General features: G+C 67.2%; 22 protein-coding genes. 6 read left to right on the plus strand and 16 right to left on the minus strand.

Translation table 11 applies throughout. The annotated features are described in order from the left end of the window. The first annotated feature begins 8 nt into the window (after positions 1–8). From merD to VE092_RS12735, 5 genes are all read left to right on the plus strand, one after another. On the plus strand, positions 9–374 hold the full coding sequence (gene merD / locus VE092_RS12710; RefSeq protein ID WP_000995360.1) for a mercury resistance co-regulator MerD: 366 nt from the start codon (positions 9–11) through the stop codon (positions 372–374). Beyond that, positions 371–607: a broad-spectrum mercury transporter MerE gene (gene merE / locus VE092_RS12715; RefSeq protein WP_003132004.1), complete on the plus strand. Its 237-nt coding sequence runs from the start codon at positions 371–373 to the stop codon at positions 605–607. Before merD ends, merE begins: the two co-directional genes overlap by 4 nt. Continuing rightward, on the plus strand, positions 604–1,593 hold the full coding sequence (locus tag VE092_RS12720) for a DUF3330 domain-containing protein (RefSeq protein ID WP_003132006.1): 990 nt from the start codon (positions 604–606) through the stop codon (positions 1,591–1,593). Before merE ends, VE092_RS12720 begins: the two co-directional genes overlap by 4 nt. 130 nt (positions 1,594–1,723) lie before the next feature. Beyond that, positions 1,724–2,284: a recombinase family protein gene (locus tag VE092_RS12730; RefSeq protein ID WP_003124096.1), complete on the plus strand. Its 561-nt coding sequence runs from the start codon at positions 1,724–1,726 to the stop codon at positions 2,282–2,284. A 2-nt stretch (positions 2,285–2,286) separates the two neighbouring features. Further along, a complete protein-coding gene (locus VE092_RS12735; protein ID WP_008328900.1) occupies positions 2,287–5,256 on the plus strand; it encodes a Tn3 family transposase in 2,970 nt (989 codons plus the stop codon). 89 nt (positions 5,257–5,345) lie between these two features. Here the strand turns inward: VE092_RS12735 and VE092_RS12740 are convergent, their stop codons facing one another. The 16 genes from VE092_RS12740 to VE092_RS12815 form a co-directional block, all read right to left on the minus strand. Beyond that, positions 5,346–6,140: a 2-keto-4-pentenoate hydratase gene (locus VE092_RS12740; protein ID WP_008328897.1), complete on the minus strand. Its 795-nt coding sequence runs from the start codon at positions 6,138–6,140 to the stop codon at positions 5,346–5,348. A gap of 42 nt (positions 6,141–6,182) precedes the next feature. Then, on the minus strand, positions 6,183–7,571 hold the full coding sequence (locus tag VE092_RS12745; protein WP_008328889.1) for an amidase: 1,389 nt from the start codon (positions 7,569–7,571) through the stop codon (positions 6,183–6,185). 43 nt (positions 7,572–7,614) lie between these two features. Then, the gene (locus tag VE092_RS12750) at positions 7,615–7,842 is read right to left on the minus strand and encodes a cis-(methyl)benzoate dihydrodiol dehydrogenase (RefSeq protein ID WP_008328886.1); all 228 of its coding nucleotides are present in this window, start codon (positions 7,840–7,842) and stop codon (positions 7,615–7,617) included. Between the two features lie 63 nt (positions 7,843–7,905). After that, complete coding sequence (locus tag VE092_RS12755) at positions 7,906–8,157, minus strand: 2-hydroxymuconate tautomerase (RefSeq protein ID WP_256974595.1); 252 nt, start codon at positions 8,155–8,157, stop codon at positions 7,906–7,908. After that, positions 8,115–9,092 (minus strand): Bug family tripartite tricarboxylate transporter substrate binding protein, encoded by a 978-nt coding sequence (locus VE092_RS12760; RefSeq protein ID WP_008328880.1) that lies wholly within the window; start codon positions 9,090–9,092, stop codon positions 8,115–8,117. Before VE092_RS12760 ends, VE092_RS12755 begins: the two co-directional genes overlap by 43 nt. Positions 9,093–9,104: 12 nt before the next feature. Continuing rightward, on the minus strand, positions 9,105–10,145 hold the full coding sequence (dmpG, locus tag VE092_RS12765) for a 4-hydroxy-2-oxovalerate aldolase (RefSeq protein ID WP_008328878.1): 1,041 nt from the start codon (positions 10,143–10,145) through the stop codon (positions 9,105–9,107). Positions 10,146–10,158: 13 nt separating this feature from the next. After that, the gene (locus VE092_RS12770; RefSeq protein WP_008328875.1) at positions 10,159–11,073 is read right to left on the minus strand and encodes an acetaldehyde dehydrogenase (acetylating); all 915 of its coding nucleotides are present in this window, start codon (positions 11,071–11,073) and stop codon (positions 10,159–10,161) included. 32 nt (positions 11,074–11,105) lie between these two features. After that, positions 11,106–11,909, minus strand: coding sequence for an SDR family NAD(P)-dependent oxidoreductase (locus VE092_RS12775; protein WP_008328873.1), 804 nt, complete (start codon positions 11,907–11,909; stop codon positions 11,106–11,108). Next, positions 11,906–12,508 carry a hypothetical protein gene (locus tag VE092_RS12780; RefSeq protein ID WP_008328872.1) on the minus strand — a complete coding sequence of 201 codons (603 nt, stop codon included), beginning with the start codon at positions 12,506–12,508 and terminating at the stop codon, positions 11,906–11,908. The genes VE092_RS12775 and VE092_RS12780 overlap by 4 nt, the downstream gene beginning before the upstream one ends. 25 nt (positions 12,509–12,533) lie before the next feature. Then, a complete protein-coding gene (dmpH, locus tag VE092_RS12785) occupies positions 12,534–13,322 on the minus strand; it encodes a 2-oxo-3-hexenedioate decarboxylase (protein WP_008328869.1) in 789 nt (262 codons plus the stop codon). A gap of 19 nt (positions 13,323–13,341) precedes the next feature. After that, a complete protein-coding gene (dmpE, locus tag VE092_RS12790) occupies positions 13,342–14,127 on the minus strand; it encodes a 2-oxopent-4-enoate hydratase (protein WP_008328863.1) in 786 nt (261 codons plus the stop codon). A 23-nt stretch (positions 14,128–14,150) separates the two neighbouring features. Next, positions 14,151–15,017 (minus strand): alpha/beta fold hydrolase, encoded by an 867-nt coding sequence (locus VE092_RS12795; RefSeq protein WP_008328861.1) that lies wholly within the window; start codon positions 15,015–15,017, stop codon positions 14,151–14,153. 269 nt (positions 15,018–15,286) lie between these two features. Further along, on the minus strand, positions 15,287–16,741 hold the full coding sequence (locus tag VE092_RS12800) for a 2-hydroxymuconic semialdehyde dehydrogenase (protein WP_008328859.1): 1,455 nt from the start codon (positions 16,739–16,741) through the stop codon (positions 15,287–15,289). A gap of 25 nt (positions 16,742–16,766) precedes the next feature. Further along, positions 16,767–17,198, minus strand: a complete 432-nt coding sequence (locus VE092_RS12805; protein ID WP_034350336.1) for a GlcG/HbpS family heme-binding protein — start codon at positions 17,196–17,198, stop codon at positions 16,767–16,769. Positions 17,199–17,342: 144 nt separating this feature from the next. After that, positions 17,343–18,287, minus strand: a complete 945-nt coding sequence (locus VE092_RS12810) for a catechol 2,3-dioxygenase (RefSeq protein WP_008328854.1) — start codon at positions 18,285–18,287, stop codon at positions 17,343–17,345. 21 nt (positions 18,288–18,308) lie between these two features. Then, positions 18,309–18,680 (minus strand): 2Fe-2S iron-sulfur cluster binding domain-containing protein, encoded by a 372-nt coding sequence (locus VE092_RS12815; RefSeq protein WP_008328848.1) that lies wholly within the window; start codon positions 18,678–18,680, stop codon positions 18,309–18,311. A gap of 126 nt (positions 18,681–18,806) precedes the next feature. Here VE092_RS12815 and VE092_RS12820 point away from each other — a divergent pair, with 126 nt between their 5' ends. Further along, entirely contained in the window at positions 18,807–19,718 is a 912-nt protein-coding gene (locus VE092_RS12820) for a LysR substrate-binding domain-containing protein (RefSeq protein ID WP_008328845.1), read from the plus strand. Positions 19,719–19,828 lie beyond the last annotated feature (110 nt).

Genomic DNA, 19,828 nt, shown 5'->3' on the forward strand with positions numbered 1-19,828 from the left:
GGTGTTCAATGAACGCCTACACGGTGTCCCGGCTGGCTCTTGATGCCGGGGTGAGCGTGCATATCGTGCGCGACTACCTGCTGCGCGGATTGCTGCGCCCGGTGGCGTGCACACCAGGCGGCTACGGCTTGTTCGATGACGCCGCCTTGCAACGGCTGTGCTTCGTGCGGGCGGCCTTCGAGGCGGGCATCGGCCTCGACGCGCTGGCGCGGCTGTGCCGGGCGCTGGATGCGGCGGACGGCGACGAAGCGGCCGCGCAGCTTGCCCTGCTGCGTCAGTTCGTCGAGCGTCGGCGCGAAGCGTTGGCCGATCTGGAAGTGCAGTTGGCCACCCTGCCGACCGAGCCGGCACAGCACGCGGAGAGTCTGCCATGAACAACCCCGAGCGCTTGCCGTCCGAGACGCACAAACCGATCACCGGCTACCTGTGGGGCGGACTGGCTGTGCTGACTTGCCCCTGCCACCTGCCCATCCTCGCTGTCGTGCTGGCCGGCACAACCGCCGGTGCTTTCCTCGGCGAGCATTGGGTCATCGCGGCGCTCGGTTTGACCGGCCTGTTCCTTCTGTCCCTGTCGCGGGCGTTGCGGGCATTCAGGGAAAGAGAATGAGCGCTTTCCGGCCGGATGGATGGACGACGCCGGAACTGGCCCAAGCGGTCGAGCGCGGGCAGCTTGAACTGCACTACCAGCCCGTCGTCGATCTGCGCAGTGGTGGGATTGTCGGCGCGGAAGCCCTGTTGCGCTGGCGTCATCCGACGCTTGGACTATTGCCACCGGGCCAGTTCCTGCCCGTGGTCGAATCGTCCGGCCTGATGCCTGAAATCGGCGCTTGGGTGCTGGGCGAAGCCTGCCGCCAGATGCGTGACTGGCGAATGCTGGCATGGCGACCGTTCCGGCTGGCCGTCAATGTTTCGGCGAGCCAAGTGGGACCGGACTTCGACGGGTGGGTAAAGGGCGTGCTGGCTGATGCCGAGTTGCCCGCCGAGTATCTCGAAATCGAGCTGACCGAATCGGTCGCGTTTGGTGATCCGGCGATCTTCCCCGCCCTGGACGCCTTGCGGCAGATCGGTGTGCGCTTCGCCGCCGATGACTTCGGGACGGGGTATTCCTGTCTGCAACATCTGAAGTGCTGCCCAATCAGCACGCTCAAGATCGACCAATCGTTTGTCGCCGGGCTCGCCAACGACCGCCGCGACCAAACCATCGTGCACACCGTGATTCAGCTTGCGCACGGGCTGGGCATGGATGTGGTGGCTGAAGGCGTGGAAACATCGGCGAGTCTTGATCTATTGCGACAAGCGGACTGCGACACAGGACAAGGCTTCCTGTTCGCGAAGCCAATGCCGGCGGCGGCATTCGCCGTCTTCGTCAGTCAATGGAGGGGTGCCACCATGAATGCAAGTGACTCGACCACCACCAGTTGCTGCGTGTGCTGCAAGGAAATCCCGCTCGATGCCGCCTTCACCCCGGAAGGCGCGGAATACGTCGAGCACTTCTGCGGGTTGGAGTGTTATCAACGCTTCGAAGCGCGTGCCAAGACAGGGAACGAAACCGATGCCGATCCGAACGCCTGCGACTCGCTACCGTCAGATTGAGGCATGCCCTAACTTGGCGTCAGACCATCCGGCGCTAAATCGTCAGAATAGAGTTGCCTTCCGAATTGATTGACATGCGCCGTCAAGGGTCATAGATTTCTTCCTGACACATTTCCCTCAGGAGGATACCTTGCACGGTCAGCGCATCGGTTACGTCCGCGTCAGCAGCTTCGACCAGAACCCAGAACGGCAGCTCGAACAGATCCAGGTGGATAAAGTGTTCACCGACAAGGCGTCGGGCAAGGACACACGGCGGCCCGAACTGGAACGGCTGCTCGCCTTCGTGCGCGAAGGCGACACGGTCGTGGTGCACAGCATGGATCGTCTGGCGCGCAACCTCGACGACCTGCGCCGCCTGGTGCAGGGCCTCACCCAGCGCGGCGTACGCATCGAGTTCCTTAAGGAGCATTTGACCTTCACCGGCGAGGACTCGCCGATGGCGAACCTGATGCTGTCGGTAATGGGCGCGTTCGCCGAGTTCGAACGCGCCTTGATCCGCGAGCGGCAGCGCGAGGGCATCGCGCTCGCCAAGCAGCGCGGGGCCTACCGTGGCAGGAAGAAATCCCTGTCGTCTGAGCGTATTGCCGAACTGCGCCAACGTGTCGAGGCTGGCGAGCAAAAGACCAAGCTGGCTCGTGAATTCGGAATCAGTCGCGAAACCCTGTATCAATACTTGAGAACGGATCAGTAAATATGCCACGTCGTTCAATCCTGTCCGCCGCCGAGCGCGAAAGCCTGCTGGCGTTGCCGGACACCAAGGATGAGTTGATCCGTCACTACACGTTCAGCGAAACCGACCTCTCCATCATCCGGCAGCGGCGCGGCCCGGCCAACCGGCTGGGCTTCGCCGTGCAGCTCTGTTACCTGCGCTTTCCTGGTGTCATCCTGGGCGTCGATGAGCCGCCGTTTCCGCCCTTGTTGAAACTGGTCGCCGACCAGCTCAAGGTCAGCGTCGAAAGCTGGGACGAATACGGGCAGCGGGAGCAGACCCGGCGCGAGCACCTGGTCGAACTGCAAACGGTGTTCGGCTTCCAGCCCTTTACCATGGGCCACTACCGGCAGGCCGTCCAGTTGCTGACCGAGATGGCCTTGCAGACCGACAAGGGCATCGTGCTGGCCAGCACCTTGATCGAGCACCTGCGGCAGCAGTCGGTCATTCTGCCTGCCCTCAACGCCGTCGAGCGGGCGAGCGCCGAAGCAATCACCCGCGCCAACCGGCGCATCTACGATGCCTTGGCCGAACCGCTGTCGGACGCGCATCGCCGCCGCCTCGACGATCTGCTCAAGCGTCGGGACAACGGCAAAACGACCTGGCTGGCCTGGCTGCGCCAATCGCCCGTCAAACCGAATTCGCGGCACATGCTGGAACACATCGAACGCCTCAAAGCGTGGCAGGCGCTCGACCTGCCTTCTGGCATCGAGCGGTCGGTGCACCAGAACCGCCTGCTCAAGATCGCCCGTGAGGGTGGCCAGATGACGCCCGCCGACCTGGCCAAGTTCGAGGCGCAGCGACGCTATGCCACCCTGGTGGCGCTTGCCATCGAGGGCATGGCCACCGTCACCGACGAAATCATCGACCTGCACGACCGCATCCTGGGCAAGCTGTTCAACGCCGCCAAGAACAAGCATCAGCAGCAATTCCAGGCGTCCGGCAAGGCGATCAACGCCAAGGTGCGGTTGTTCGGCCGCATCGGCCAGGCGCTGATCGAGGCCAAGCAGGCGGGCCGCGATCCGTTCGCCGCCATCGAGGCCGTCATGTCCTGGGATGCCTTCGCCGAGAGCGTCACCGAAGCGCAGAAGCTTGCGCAGCCCGAGGACTTCGATTTCCTGCACCGCATCGGCGAAAGCTACGCCACGCTGCGCCGCTACGCGCCGGAATTCCTTGCCGTGCTCAAGCTGCGGGCCGCTCCCGCCGCGAAGGACGTGCTCGACGCCATCGAGGTGCTGCGCGGCATGAACAGCGACAACGCCCGCAAGGTGCCCGCCGACGCGCCGACCGAGTTCATCAAGCCGCGCTGGCAGAAGCTGGTCATGACCGACACCGGCATCGACCGGCGCTACTACGAGCTGTGCGCGCTGTCGGAGATGAAGAACGCGTTGCGTTCCGGCGACATCTGGGTGCAGGGGTCGCGCCAGTTCAAGGACTTCGAGGACTACCTGGTGCCGCCCGCGAAATTCGCCAGCCTCAAGCAGGCCAGCGAATTGCCGCTGGCCGTGGCCACCGACTGCGACCGGTACCTGCATGACCGGCTGACGCTGCTGGAAACGCAGCTCGCCACCGTCAACCGCATGGCGCTGGCCAACGAGCTGCCGGACGCCATCATCACGGAGTCGGGCCTGAAGATCACGCCGCTCGATGCGGCGGTGCCCGACACCGCGCAGGCGCTGATCGACCAGACAGCAATGATCCTGCCGCACGTCAAGATCACCGAACTGCTGCTGGAGGTAGACGAATGGACAGGCTTCACCCGGCACTTCGCGCACCTGAAATCGGGCGACCTGGCCAAGGACAAGAACCTGCTGCTGACCACGATCCTGGCCGACGCCATCAACCTGGGTCTGACCAAGATGGCGGAGTCCTGCCCCGGAACGACCTACGCCAAGCTCGCCTGGCTCCAAGCCTGGCATACCCGCGACGAAACCTATTCGTCGGCGCTGGCCGAACTGGTCAATGCGCAGTTCCGGCATCCCTTCGCCGAGCACTGGGGCGACGGCACCACGTCATCGTCGGACGGCCAGAATTTCCGAACCGGCAGCAAGGCCGAGAGCACTGGCCACATCAACCCGAAATATGGCAGCAGTCCTGGGCGGACTTTCTACACCCACATCTCCGACCAGTACGCGCCATTCCACACCAAGGTGGTCAATGTCGGCGTGCGCGACTCGACCTATGTGCTCGACGGCTTGCTGTACCACGAGTCCGACCTGCGCATCGAGGAGCACTACACCGATACGGCAGGATTCACCGATCATGTATTTGGCCTGATGCACCTGCTGGGCTTCCGCTTTGCGCCGCGCATCCGCGACCTGGGCGACACCAAGCTGTTCATCCCCAAGGGCGACACCGTCTACGACGCGCTCAAGCCGATGATTAGCAGCGACAGACTGAACATCAAGGCTATTCGCGCCCATTGGGATGAAATTCTACGGCTGGCCACGTCGATCAAGCAGGGCACGGTGACGGCTTCGCTGATGCTGCGCAAGCTCGGCAGCTATCCGCGCCAGAACGGCCTGGCCGTGGCCCTGCGCGAGCTGGGGCGTATCGAGCGCACGCTGTTCATCCTGGATTGGTTGCAAAGCGTGGAGCTGCGCCGTCGCGTGCACGCTGGGCTGAACAAGGGCGAAGCCCGCAATGCGCTGGCCCGCGCCGTGTTCTTCAACCGTCTGGGTGAAATCCGCGACCGCAGCTTTGAGCAGCAGCGCTACCGTGCCAGCGGCCTCAACCTGGTGACGGCGGCCGTCGTGCTATGGAACACGGTCTATCTGGAACGGGCTGCGCACGCGCTGCGGGGCAACGGCCACGCCGTCGATGACGCGCTGTTGCAGTACCTGTCGCCGCTCGGCTGGGAGCACATCAACCTGACCGGCGATTACCTCTGGCGCAGCAGCGCCAAGATCGGCGCGGGCAAGTTCAGGCCGCTGCGGCCGTTGCAACCTGCTTAGCGTGCTTTATTTTCCGTTTTCTGAGACGACCCCGAGCCGTTCGTTGACCGGGTTGATGTGCAGGCGATCCGCACCTATCAAGTGTCGTTTCACAGACGCCGCACAGTCACATCTACCGACCAAGCGTCCCCAAACGAAAACACTCCCGTCAACCTCCCCCCCACCTCCAGCTCACAAGCCTTTGTCAGCCCACCCGTGATCACCAGATCACCCGCCTCCAGCCGCTGACCAAACGCGGCCAGCTCCCGCGCCAGCCGCGCCACCGCGTCAAGGGGGTGGCCGTCGGCATCGGCGCCCACGCCCTGTCCCAGCGTGTGGTGGCTGCCGTCGTGCAGGCGCACCGCCACGGTGCCCGCCGCCATCAGGTCGGTCACCGGCAGGCGTGGCCCGACGACGACCTGGCCGGCGGACGAGTTGTCGGCGGTGTTCTGTTCGAGGTTGAAGCGGTAGCCTGTCCAGGTGGAGTGCACGACTTCGAGGCAGGCGTAGGCGCCCTCCACGGCGGCGACCACGGTGTGGCGGTCGACGGGCGCGTGCCGCGCGTCGAGGGCGGTTTGGAGGCGCAGCCCGATCTCGGGTTCGACCCGCGGCTGCACCAGGCGCTCGTGCACCGCGTCGCCCGAGTTCAGCAGCATCCGGTCGGTCAGCGGCCCGATGTTGGGCCGGGCTATGCCCATCTGGCGGCGCATCACTTCCGACGTGTAACCCAGCTTCCACCCGACCACGCGCTCGCCGGCGGCCAGGCGCAGGCCGAGCAGCGCGCGCTGGATGGCGTAGGCGGTGGCGAGGTCGGGCGTGCCGATGGTGGCTGCGGCGTCCAGTGTCCGACCGGCCTGGCGGGCGGCCCAGATCGCTTCGGCGAGTTGGTTGGGCGTCTGGGTCATGGGGGGGCTCCGCCTGGAAAGGTTGAGGGTGGGGCGCGCCGGCTATGGCAGGTCGGGCGCGCCCAGCAGCGCGTGGCCCTGGCCGATGAGGGCCTCGATGCCGAGCGCGATGCCGATCAGCCGCGCTTCGGCGCGCGGCGGCCCCATCAGCTGCAGGCCCACCGGCATCCGGTTGGCGTCGAGGCCCACGGGCATCGTCAGCGCGCACCAGCCGAACAGGTTGCTGATGGCGGTGTTGCGCATGGCCTTCATGTTGGCCGGCGCGTAGGTCTCCACCGTGCCGATGTCGGCCAGCCGCGGCGGCGAGGCGGGCACGGTGGGCGTGAGCAGGACGTCGACGTCGTCGAACAACCGGGCCGCGCCCGCGCCGCAGCGCTGCAGCACGGCCTTGCGCCGCAGGTACTCGACGGAAGACACCTGCTCGGCCCAGCGCACGCGGTCGCGCACCACCGGGTCCAGCCGCTCCACCTTGTGCGGGAAGTGCTGGTCGAGGTAGGCCGCGAGTTCGGACGCTGCGAGGCCGCCGCGGCGGAAGATGTCGAAGGCTTCCTCGCAGTGCGGCAGCGGGAACCGGACCACCTGCGCGCCGGCCTGGGCGAGGCGCTGAACGGCCGCTTCCACGGCGGCGGCGATGCTCGGGTCGATGTCGTCCCAGAAGTGGTTGGTCGGCACGCCGACGCGCAGTCCTTGCACGCGCACCGGGGCAGGCGCGGGCAGGCCCTGGCTCTCTGTGTCGAGGGCGGCGAACGCGTAGGCCAGGTCTTCCACCGTGCGGGTGAGCACGCCCGCGGTGTCGAGCGAGGACGACAGGGGCACGATGCCTTCGACCGGCCAGCGCCCCACGGTGGTCTTCAGGCCCACCTGTCCGGTCATGGACGCGGGCACGCGCACCGAACCGGCGGTGTCGGTGCCCAGCGCCAGCAGGGCGCTGCCCTGCACCAGCGAGACGCCCGCGCCCGCGCTGGACCCGCCTGGCACGCGGTGCTCGTGGGGTGACCAGGGGTTCCGGGGCGTGCCCCAGTGGGCGTTGACGCCAAGACCCCCGAACGCGAACTCGACCGTGTGCGTCTTGCCGACCACGATGCCCAGTTGCCGCTGCAGCCGCGCGACCAGCGGGCCGGCCGCCTGCCAGGCTTCGGGCAGGGCCTCGTCGCTGCCCGCAAACACCGGCAGGCCGGGCACGCCGTACAGGTCCTTCACCGACACCGGCAAGCCCATCAGCGGGCCCAGGTCCTGGCCCTGGTCCAGCAGGGTGTCGACCGCAGCGGCGGCGCTGCGGGCGCGCGCGCCGTCCCAGGTCTTGTAGGCGTTGAGCCGGGGTTCCATGCGCGCGTGGTGTTGCGCGCAGGTGTCGATCAGGGCCACCGCCGTCAGTTCGCGGCGGCGCAGGCGGGCGGCGTGCTCGGCCAGCGACAGGTGGGCAGCGTTCAAGGGCCTTCTCCTCGGGGTGTGGTGAACAGGGTGTGTCCCATTGTCACCACCCGGCCGCCAAGTCCGCGGCGATCTCTTCTGGTGTGCCCAGGCGGTTCATCGGCGTGTCGCGCAGCAACTGGGTGTAGATGGCTTTCATCCAGCCGGTCTCGGCCTCGCTCAGCGGCTGCGGGTTGCGCGGCACGATGCGCTGGCCGTTGTCGATGGCACCGGGCGAGACGCACCCAGATGGTGCCGCCCACGTTGTGCACCGACGCGTCGACGCGGCCATGGGCCTGCAGGGCCGCCTGCACCACGCGCCCCTGGTAGCGCTGGGCGGCGATTCCGGTCCTGGTCAGCGGCCGAGGTCTTTGGCGCTGACGCCCGCGATGCCCCAGTTCTCCTTGGGCATTTCGTGGATCCAGACGCGGATGGTTTCCTTCTTCGCGTCGATGGCCTCGTGCAGCGCCTGGGTGACCTTCTCGATCACGGCCTTCTTCTGCTCGGGCGTGCGGCCTTCGAGTATGTAGATCTGTGCGAACGGCATGGTGGTGGTCTCCTGGGTCAGTTGGCTTTGATGTCCAGCTTGCGGATCAGGGCACCCCAGCGGTTGTTCTCGGCCTTGATGAAGGCGTCGAACTCCTGGGGCGTGGTGACGCGCAGGTTGCCGGAGATGTTGTCGAACGCGGCCTGGGCCTCGGCGGTCTTGGCGCCTTTGGCCCAGGCGTCGTGCAGCTTCTGCACGACGGCGGCCGGGGTGGCGGCGGGGGCGACCAGGCCGAACCAGGTCTCCACCGCGAAGCCGGGGTAACCGGACTCGGCCACGGTCGGTACGTCCGGCAGGGCCTTGGCGCGCGTGGGCGAGGTGACGGCCAGCGCCTTGAGCTTGCCGCTGCGGATGTGCTGCAAGGTGGTGGCCAGCGAGCTTTCCATGCTCATGATCACCGTGCCCGAGAGCAGGTCCGGCACGATCTGGCTCGACCCCTTGTAGGGGATGTTGGTGAGTTCGATGCCGGCCACCGACTGCAGCAGCTCGGCCGCCAGGTGGTTGCTGGTGCCGATGCCGGACGTGGCGTAGCCGAGCTTGCCCGGGTTGGCCTTGGCGTAGGCCACCAGACCCTTGAGGTCGGCGAACGGTGCGCTCGGGTGCACGACGATCACGCAGGGCGTGGTGCCCACCAGCGAGATCGGGGCGAAGTCCTTTTCCACCTGGAACGGCAGCTTGTCGTAGAGGTAGGGCGCGATGGCCAGGCTGCTGATGGCCGACAGCCCGATGGTGTAGCCGTCCGGTGCGGCCTTGGCCACCGCGTCGGTGCCGATGTTGCCGCCGGCGCCGGCCTTGTTCTCGACCACGAAGGACTGGCCCAGCGCGTCGCCCATGGCCTTGGCGGCGGTGCGGCCCATGATGTCGGTGGGTCCACCCGGTGGGAAGGGCACGATGAGCTTGACGGGACGGGCGGGGTAGGCGTCCTGCGACCAACCAGCGGCGGGTGCCAGGGCCAGGCCGGCCCCCACGGAGGCGATGAAATCTCTGCGTTGCATAGGGTGCGTTCCTCAGGCCGCTTTTTTCTGCTCGCGCGCATCTCGCGCGCGAGCCATGGTCATGGCCGTGTCTTCGATCATGTCTTCCTGGCCACCGACCATCTTCTTGCGGCCCAGTTCGACCAGGATGTCGCGCGCCGACAGGCCGTACTTGACGGCGGCGCGTTTGGCGAACAGCAGGAAGCTGCCGTACACGCCGGCGTAGCCCAGCGTGAGCGCGTCGCGGTCGATGCGGATCGGGAAGTCCATGATGGGCGTGACCAGGTCTTCGGCCACGTCCTGGATCTTCCAGACGTCCACACCGGTCTGCACGTCCATGCGGTCGAGCACGGCGACCAGCACTTCCATCGGCGTGTTGCCTGCGCCCGCGCCCAGGCCGGCGGCGGCAGCGTCGATGCGGGTGGCGCCACATTCAATGGCGGCGACCGAGTTGGCCACGCCCATGGCCAGGTTGTGGTGGCCGTGGAAGCCCAGCTCGGTCTCGGGCTTGAGCGCGTCGCGCACGGCCTGCAGGCGGGCCTTCACGTCGGCGGGCAGCATGTAGCCGGCCGAGTCGGTGATGTAGATGCAGTTGGCGCCATAGCCCTCCATCAGCTTGGCCTGTTTCACCAGGCCTTCGGGGCTGTTCATGTGGGCCATCATCAGGAAGCCCACGGTGTCCATGTCGAGCTTTCGGGCGAAGGTGATGTGCTGCTCGCTCACGTCGGCTTCGGTGCAGTGCGTGGCCACGCGGATGGTGTGCACGCCCAGGCCGTGCGCCATCTTCAGGTGGTCGACGGTGCCGATGCCGGGCAGCAGCAGGGCCGAGACCTTGGCCTGCTTCATCAGCGGGATCACGGTGCCCAGGTACTCCTCGTCGGAGTGGGCCGGGAAGCCGTAGTTGACGCTGGAGCCGCCCAGGCCGTCGCCGTGGGTGACCTCGATCAGCGGCACACCGGCGGCGTCGAGGCCGCAGGCGATGCTCTTCATCTGTTCGAGCGTCATCAGGTGGCGCTTGGGGTGCATCCCGTCGCGCAGGGTCATGTCGTGCAGGGTGATTTTTTGCTGGCTCATGGGGTGCTCCGGATCAGGCGGCGACGGGTTCGAGCACGAGCTCGCCCTTCAGGATTTCTTCGGCAAACATCTCGGCGGTGCGCGCGGCGGCGGCGGTCATGATGTCCAGGTTGCCGGCGTACTTGGGCAGGTAGTCGCCCAGGCCCTCGACCTCCATGAAGACCGAGACGCGGTTGCCGTCGAAGACGGGGCCGTTGACCAGCTTGTAGCCCGGCACGTACTTCTGCACTTCCTTGATCATGTCGTGCACCGACTTCGTGATCGCGGCCTCGTCGGGCGTGCCTTCGACCAGGCAGTGCACCGTGTCGCGCATGATCAGCGGCGGCTCGGCCGGGTTGATCACGATGATGGCCTTGCCCTTCTTGGCGCCGCCCACCTTCTCGACCGCGCCGGCCGTGGTGCGGGTGAACTCGTCGATGTTCTTGCGCGTGCCGGGACCGACCGATTTGCTGGACACGGTGGCGACGATCTCGCCGTAGCTCACCGGCTGCACGCGGCTGACCGCGTAGACCATGGGGATGGTGGCCTGGCCGCCGCAGGTGACCATGTTCACATTCATCTCGCGCTGGCCGACGTGCTGCTTGAGGTTGACCGGCGGCACGCAGTAGGGGCCGATGGCGGCGGGCGTGAGGTCGATCATCATCGCGCCCTGCTCATTGACCTTGCGCGAGTTCTCGGCGTGCACGTAGGCGCTGGTGGCGTCGAACACGATCTGCACACCGTCGGCCTTCATGTGCGGGATCAGGCCGTCCACACCCTCGGCGGTGGTCTTGATGCCCATCTCCTTGGCGCGCTTGAGACCGTCGGAGTTGGGATCGATGCCCACCATCCACACGGGTTCGAGCAAGGGGCTGCGCTGCAGCTTGGCCAGCAGGTCGGTGCCGATGTTGCCGGGCCCGATCAGGGCGCACTTGATTTTTTTGGTCATGGGTTGACTCCTGGGGGAAGAAGAAAAAAGGTTCAGGTGAGCGTGCGCACCACGCCACCGTCCACCCGCAGCGCGGCGCCGGTGGTGGCGCTGGCCTGCGGGCTGCAGACGTAGGCCACCATGGCCGCCACCTCGTCGGGGCGGATGAAGCGGCGCAGCAGCGAGGTGGGGCGCGCGTCGCGGAAGAAGCGGGCCGCGGCTTCGTCGAAGCTCAGGCCCTGCTGCGCGGCGAGCGTGTCGAAGAAAGCGCGTGCGCCTTCGGTCAGCGTGGGGCCGGGCAGCACGCTGTTGACCGTGACGGCGGTGCCGGCGCAGCACTCGGCCAGGCCGCGTGCCACGGACAGCTGGGCCGACTTGCTCATGCCGTAATGCACCATCTCGGCCGGCGGGCAGATGCCCGACTCGCTGGAGATGAAGACGATGCGGCCGCGGTTGCGCGTCAGCATGCCGGGCAGCGCGGCGCGGGCGAGGCGCACGCCGCTCATCACGTTGACCTCGAACAGGTGCTGCCAGTCGGCGTCGGCGATCTGCTCGAAGGGCTTGGGCTCGAAGATGCCGAGGTTGTTGACCAGGATGTCCACATCGGCCAGCCGGGTCGCCACCTGCTCGCAGCCGGCGGCGGTGCCCAGGTCGGCGGCGATGCCCGACACCTCGGCCTGCGGGTGCTGTTGGCGCAGGGTCTGCAGGGCGCGCTGCACCGACGCCTCGCCGCGGCCGTTGAGCACCACATGGGCGCCGTCGGCCAGCAGGGCCTGGGCGATGGCCAGGCCGATGCCAGCGGTCGAGCCCGAGACGAAGGCGGTCTGCCCCGCCAGGGGGCGTGGTGCCGGGCTCATGGGCGCCCTCCTACGGGCGGACGGGCGTGCAGCCAGCCGGCCAGCCAGCGGGTCAGGCGCGGCGCCACCACCCAGGTCATGAGGACCACCACCAGCACGGTGATGACCATGGTGCGCGGCACCAGCGGCCAGTCGGCCAGCAGCGGCGCCACGGTGAGGAACAGCAGCAGCACGGTCGGGAAGATGCCCAGCCAAGTCACGATCGCCACCTTCCAGCGCGGCGGCGCCTTGGTGGTGCTGCCCGCCGGCGCGAACCAGTAGTCCAGCCCGCTGACCCGGCGCATCTCCTGCGCACCGACGGTGTGGGGTGCGACTTGCGCGAGCCAGCGGGCCCGCTCGGGCGAGTCCTGCCAGGCGGCCAGGTGCGCCTCGTTGTCGAAGGCGAAGACCACGTGGTAGAGCAGGGGCTCGTCGCCGCCGCCGGCCTCGCCAGGGCGCACCAGCTGGCCGCCCAGGTGGCCGCCCAGGTGGCCGGGGAAGTGGGTCGCTGCCTCGATCATGCCGGCCATGGCCGTCTCGAAGCCGGCCACGCCTTGGGGTGCGACCCGGCGCGTGACCAGCACGGTCACGGCGCGCGACGGGGTGGCGGGTGCGTTCATGGGTGCAGGCGGCTCAGGGCGGCGCTCAGACGAATCGCATGCCAACCGTGCCCAGGTCCTGGAAGCGCACGTTCACGCTGTCGCCGGCCTGCACCGCAATGGCTTCGGTCACGCCGCCGGTCATGATGAAGCTGCCCGTCGGGATCTCCTGACCGCGCGCGCCCAGGTGGTTGGCCAGGGCGGCGATGGCGGCGGCCGGGTGGCCCATCACGGCGGCGCCGGCGGCCATGGCCACGATCTGGCCGTTCTTCTCCAGCACCACGCCCAGCGTGCGCAGGTCCAGGTCTTCCACACGACGGGCGCGGCCACCGATCACGAAGCGCGAGGCCGAGGTGTTGTCGGCGATCACGCTCTTGAGGTCGAACTTGAAGTCGCGGTAGCGGCTGTCGATGATCTCCACGCCGGGGATCACGAAGTCGATCGCGGCCATCACGGCGCCGACGTGGCAGCCCGGACCTTTGAGCGGCGCCTTGGTGACGACGCAGATCTCGGCCTCGACCTTGGGGTGGATGAGTTCGGAGGTCTTGATGTCGCTGCCTTCGGCGCAGGCCATGTAGTCGCTGACGAAGCCGAAGACCGGCGTGTCCACGCCCATCTGCTTCATCTTGGCGTAGGAGGTCAGGCCGCACTTGAGGCCCACCGTCTTGTGGCCACGGCTTTCCTTGCGCGCGCGGATCAGGTCCTGGATCGCGTAGGCGTCGTCCCAGTCCATGTCCGGGTGGTCGTCGGTGATCTTGGTGACGTCGTGCGCCTTCAGCTCGGCGTTTTCCAGGTGCTCGGCGAGCTGGGCGAGGGTGTTCTTGTCGAGTTTCATGTGGTTGTTTCCTTCCCGCTCAGGCGACGAAACGCACCGACGTGCCGCCCAGGCCGCCGACGCTGCAATACAGGCTGTCGCCCGCGACCACCGGCACCAGCGGCGACTGCGAGCCAGAGAGGATGATGTCGCCGGCCTTGAGGCCGATGCCCAGACGGCCGAGCGTGTTGGCCAGCCAGGCCACCGCGTTGACCGGCGAGCCCTGCACCGATGCGCCGCAGGACGTGCTGATGATTTCGCCGTTCTTTTCCAGCACCATGCCGGCCAGCGCGAGGTCGAGGTCGCGCGGGCTCTTGCGCAGGCCGCCGAGCGTGAGCACGCCGCAGGAGGCGTTGTCGGCCACGGTGTCCTGGATCTTGATCTTCCAGTCCTTGATGCGCGAGTCGACGATCTCGAAGCACGGCATCACGCAGTCGGTGGCGCGCAGCACGTCGGCCGCGGTGACGCCGGGGCCTTCGAGGTCGCGCGCCAGGATGAAGGCGACCTCTGCCTCGGCCTTGGGCGCGATCATGCTGCTCACCGGGATGGGCTGGCCTTCGTTGTAGACCATGCCCGAGAGCAGGTGGCCGAAGTCGGGCTGGTTGACCTTGAGCATGTCCATCACGACCTTGCTCGTCACGCCTATTTTCTTGCCCACCACGCGCTCGCCCGCGTCCAGCCGGCGCTGGATCATGCGCAGCTGGATCTGGTAGGCGTCCTCGATGGTGATGTCCGCTTCGCGGTCGGTCAGCGGAGCGACGGGTTGGCGGTCGAGCAGCGACTGGTAGAGCTCGTCGCCGTAGTGCTGGATCTTGGAGTTGTCCATGGTGTTCTGTGTGGGAAAAGGGGTCAGGCGGACGCGGCGCCCTGCGCGTCGGCTTCGGCGAGGAAGTTCGACACCAGCTGGGCGAAGCGCGCGGCGTGTTCGATCTGCGTCCAGTGGCCGCAGTGGCCGAACACGTGCAGCTGGCTGTTGGGAATCCACTGGCTCAGCGTGAGCGAGGTCTGCAGCGGAATCACCTGGTCCTCGCGGCCGTGGACGATGAGCGTCTCGTGCGGCAGCGCGCGGATCGCCGATTCGGGGCTGGCCATGGCGTCGACCCAGCGCTGGCGCGGGGCCGGGAACATGGCCGAGAAGGATTCCTGGAAGCCGGGGCGGATGCTGGCCTGGTAGCGCAGCTCGGCCAGCTCGTCGGTGACCAGCGCGCGGCTGTGGGCGAAGATGTCCAGCAGGCGCTTCATGGTGGCCAGCGAGGGCTCGTAGCCCCAGACCGCGTCCAGGCCCGGCGTGATCGGGAAGGGCACACCGACCGAGCCCATGAGCACCAGGCGGCGCACGCGCTGCGGCGCGCGGATCGCCAGCGCCAGCGAGAGCGCGCCGCCAAAGCTGTTGCCGACCACGTCGGCTTTCTCGACGCCCATCGCGTCCATGACATCCAGCGCCTGCTGGACCCAGGTGTCCATGTTGTAGGTCATGCCGGCGGGGCGGTCGGTGTAGCCGAAGCCCACCATGTCGGGCGCGATGACTCGCCGATCCTTGGCGATGACCGGCATGGCGAGGCGCCAGTTGGCCCAGGCGCTTACACCCGGACCGGAGCCGTGGATGAACAGCACCGGAGGCTGTCCCGGCTTGGAGCTGCCGAGGTCGTGCACGTTGGTGTTGAAGCTGCCTGTGCGAACGCTCAGCGCAATTTCAGGGTTGTGTGGGGCATTCATGTGTCTTGTCCTTGAGGTCTTTGCTTTGAAGGGGCGGCGAGTGGGCCGGGACGACTGGTTCCGTTCATGTCCCCCGTCGGTCGCTGCGCGCTCGCCTCCTCCTTTACTTCACTGCACCAGTCGCCCCGGCCCACTCGCTGTCGGCGCACGAGGCCGTTCGTCCAGGGCAGCCGTGGAACCGGCTATGCCGGGCCACAGGCGGCGTCCCCCTCGAAGCGTCGAAGACGCGCAACGGAGGGGGGAAGCCGCGCAGCGGCGCAGGGGGGAGATCACAGCTTCACCATCACGTTGCGGAGTTCCGTGTAGAACTCCAGCGAGTGCACGCCGCCTTCGCGGCCGATGCCCGAGGCCTTGCTGCCGCCGAAGGCGGTGCGCAGGTCACGCAGGAACCAGCTGTTGATCCAGCACAGGCCGACCTCGATGGCCGCGGCCATGCGGTGCGCCTTGCCCAGATCCTGCGTCCACACGGTGGTCGCCAGGCCGTAGTCGGTGGCGTTGGCCAGCGCAATCGCTTCCTCTTCGGTGTCGAAGGGGGCGATGTGGCAGCAGGGGCCGAAGATCTCCTCGCGGATCACGCTGGCGCTTTCGGGCAGGCCGGTCCAGATAGTGGGCTGCACGAAGTGGCCGTTGGCGTACTCGCCCGTCATGGCCGGTTCACCGCCGCCGGTGACGACGGTCGCCCCCTCGGCCCTGGCCTTGGCGTAGTAGCCCATGACCTTCTGCTTGTGTTCGGCCGAGATCAGCGGGCCGATGCCCACGCCCGGCATGTCGGGGCCGCCGATCTTCAGGCCCTCAGCCTTTTCTTTCAGCGCGGCGACGAACTTGTCGAAGATCGGGCGCTGCACGTACACGCGTTCGGTGCCCAGGCAGACCTGGCCGCAGTTCTCGAAGGCGCTGCGGGTGATGCCGGCGATGGCCTTGTCGAAGTCGGCGTCGGCGAACACGATGCCGGCGTTCTTGCCGCCGAGTTCGAACGACACCGGGCGCACACCCTTGGCGGCGGCGGCCATGATGGCTTCACCCGTGCGGGTCTCGCCGGTGAAGGTGATGCCGTTGACACCCGGGTGCTTGGTGATGAATTCGCCGGCCGAGCCGGGGCCGAAGCCGTGCAGCACCTGGTACACGCCCTTGGGCACGCCGACCGCGTTCATCACCTCGCCCAGCAGGGTCGCGGTGGCGGGGGTTTCCTCCGAGGGTTTGACGATGACGGTGTTGCCGCAGGCCAGGGCCGGGCCGACCTTCCAGGTCATCAGCAGCAGCGGCAGGTTCCAGGGGCAGATCACGCCGACCACGCCCAGGGGTGTGCGCAGGCCGTAGCTGATGGCAGTGCCGCCGTCGGGCGTGGTCATCTGGAAGCTCTCGGTCGGCACGTTCTTGACGATGTCCGCAAAGATCTTGAAGTTGGCGGCGCCGCGCGGGATGTCGATGTGCGAAGCCAGCGAGCGCGGCTTGCCGGTGTCGGCCAGTTCGGCGGCGAGGAAGTCGTCGAAGCGGCGGTTGATCTCGTCGGCCACCGCGTGCAGCAGTTCGGCGCGCTTGACCACGCTCATCGTGCCCCACTCGCCCTTGAGCGCGGCGCGGCCCGCGGCCACGGCCGCGTCGACCTCGGCCTGACCGGCCTCGTGCACCAGACCTACGACCTCGTTGGTGGCCGGGTTGCGGTTTTCGAAGGTCTTGGCGGTGGCGACGAAATCGCCGTTGATGAAGTTCAGGAACTGTTTCATGGTGCGTGAGGAAGGAAAAGAAAAGTCAGTCGAGGCCCAGGGCCTTCAGGCCGGCGCGGGCACAGGCTTCGTCCTGTTCGGCCGAGCCGCCGGACACGCCGATGCCGCCGATGCGCTGGCCACCGGCCACGATGGGCAGGCCGCCACCGAACAGCACCAGGCGCTGGCGCTGGTTCAGGCCGATGCGCAGCAGCTCGTCGTCGCCGATCACGCCGCCCCACTGCGAGGTGGGGAAGCCAAAGCTGGCCGCGGTGTAGGCCTTGTCGATCGCGATGTCGATCGAATGCAGAAACGCATGGGGCATGCGCAGAAACGCGGTCAGCGTGCCCGAGGCATCGGTCACGGCCACGTTGATGCGAATGCCCGATGCCTCCGCATGCGCCACCGCCGCCTGACAGGCCAACGAAGCCGCAGATGCGGTGATGACGGAAGATGGAACAGAGAGAGCGGATGTCATAAGAAGAAGCGGCGAGAGAAAGGTGACTCCAGTTCGAGGGGCACCGAGGAACCGGCTCCGCCGGGCCTCAGGTGCCGTCCCCCCTCCAAGCGCCGAAGGCGCGCCAGAGAGGGGGGAAGCCGCGTCAGTGGCGCAGGGGGGTGATCACGTGTACACCTCGGTGAAAGACGGCACCAGATAGCCCGTGTGATAGAAGATCCCGCTGCCCAGTTGGTCTTCGGTCCAGGTCGTCACCGGCCGGTCGCGCTGGGCCAGATAGCCCAGGCCGGCGAAGGTCTCGTTGCGGTTGCCGCTCGGGTCGAAGAAGTAGATCGTCTCGCCGCGCGTGATGCCGTGGCGGGTGGGGGCCACGTCGATGCGCGTCTTGGTCTTGGCCATCACGTCGGCGGACTTGAGCACGTCGTGCCACGAGTCCAGGAAGAAGGCGATGTGGTGCAGGCCGCTGCGCGGCCCACCGACGAAGGCGATGTCGTGCGGCGTGGTGGTGCGGGCCATCCAGGTCGCCGCCTGCATGTTGCCTTCGGGTCCGACCAGCACCTGCTCGGTCAGGAAGAAGTCCAGCGCCTCGGTCATGAAGCGGGTGTTGTCGGCCACGGTGTTGATGCCGGCCTCGGGATTCATCTCGCACATCAGCAGGCAGTGGTCCAGCCAGTGGGCGCCCGCGCCCTTGAGGCCGTCGGGCCAGGGGTCGGGATTGATGTTGCCCACGTCGGTGCCGACAAACTCCTTGCTGGCATACAGGCGCATTTCGTGCCCGCTGGGCAGTTTGAACTGCAGCATGCGGCCGGTCGAGGGCAAGGTGCCTTCGTCGAGCATGGTGGTCTTCACACCCCAGGCCTCGATCTTCTGCTGCAGCGCTTCAAGGTCGGCTTCCTTCTCGACCTTGTAGGCCAGGTGGTTCATGCCGGCCTGGTCCGACGGGGTCAGGATGACCGAGTACTTGTCCCATTCGTCCCAGCACTTGAGGTAGACGTTGCCCGCCTTGTCCTTCATGGTGGTCTTCATGCCCAGCACGTTCTCGTAGTGCCGGACGGCGGCGTCCATGTCCATCACTTTCAGGCTCGCGTGCCCGATGCGCATCACACCCATGTTGTGTCTCCTGGTGGTTGGTTACTGCTGCTGAATCGAAGGGCTGGCAGTCGCAGACTCTGCGCGCCCCTTGGAAAACGGTTTGCTCAACTTGCCGGCCACTTCGAGGTTCACCGGCGTCTGGGGTGCCACGCGGCATGCCAGCGTGTAGCCCTGGTTCTCTTCGTCGAGCGTCACGTGTGCACGGCTGATCGGCCCCAGGGCCTTGATCTGTCCCTCGACGATGCGGACCTTGCAGACCCCGCAGCCGCCGTTGACGCAACCCACCGGGATGCCCTTGCGGCCCAGGCGGACCATGCCGGTGAGCAGGCTTTCATTGCCGGCGCAGGGAAAGGTCTCGTCCGTCTGGGCCACGTGCACTGCGAACTTGGGGCGGGAATCAAACAGGGACATGTCTCAGTTCTTCTTCAACGCAGCAGCTTCAGCTGCCAAAGATAGGGCGGAGCGGTCATACCGTCCAATACCGAATTTTTGCGACCCTATACTGGTGAGGTATTGCGAGCCGAACCAGGAGGCCCCATGGATCTCAAAGACATGCGCCAGTTTCTGGCGGTCGCCGAAGAGCGCAACTTCACCCGCGCGGCCGAGCGCCTGCACATGGCGCAGCCGCCGCTGTCGCGCCAGATCAAGGCGCTGGAAGACGAGATGGGGGCGCCGCTGTTCCTGCGCACACCGGCCGGCGTGGAGCTGACCGAGGCGGGCCAGACGCTGCTGGACGAGGTGCCCAACCTGCTGCACCTGGCGCAGCGCGCGGCCGAGCGCACGCGGCGCGCGGCGCAGGGCCTGACCGGCCAGCTCGACGTGGGCATCTACGGCTCGGGCGTGCTGGACGTCATTCCCCGCGTGCTCGCGAAGTTCCACGCGCAGCGGCCCGAGGTGCGCATCGCGCTGCACAACCTCACCAAGTCCGAGCAGCTGCAGGCGCTGCGCGAACGGCGCATCAGCGTGGGCTTCAACCGCCTGATCCCGCCCGAGCCGGACCTGGTGGTCGAGTCGGTGTTGCGCGAGCCGCTGCTGGTGGCGATGCACGAAGCGCACCCGCTGGCGCAGCGCAGGCAGGTCGGGATGGCCGACCTCGACGGGCTGCCCATGATCCTCTACCCCAACGAGGCCATCCACGGGCTGGCGCAGGAAGTGGCCGAGGCCTTCCGCCAGGAAGGCGTGCGGCTGGCGGTCGAGCAGGACGTCGAGGACGTGGTGACGGCCGTGGCCCTGGTGGCCAGTGGCTTCGGGCTGACCATCGCCACCCGGTCGGCCGCCAGCCTGCGCCTGCCGGGCGTGGTGTTCGTGCCCTTGCGCAGCCGCCACCTCAAGGACCTGGAGCTGAGCTGCCTCTACCGGCGCGGCGATCCGTCGCCGGTGCTGGCCATGTTCCTGGAGGTGGTGCGTGCGCATGGGAAGGGGTCTCCTCGTTTTCAGTGCAATAAGTGACGGTACGCAAAGCTAGCACTGGCGCGGGGGTGGTCTGGGTAGACCGTTGATTTCATTGACTTTCCTGTTCGCTTTGTAAACGGGTATGGTGGCCTCCCACTTTTGAGGTT

This window comes from Herbaspirillum sp. (genome assembly GCF_035644555.1).
GTDB lineage: Bacteria > Pseudomonadota > Gammaproteobacteria > Burkholderiales > Burkholderiaceae_D > Herbaspirillum.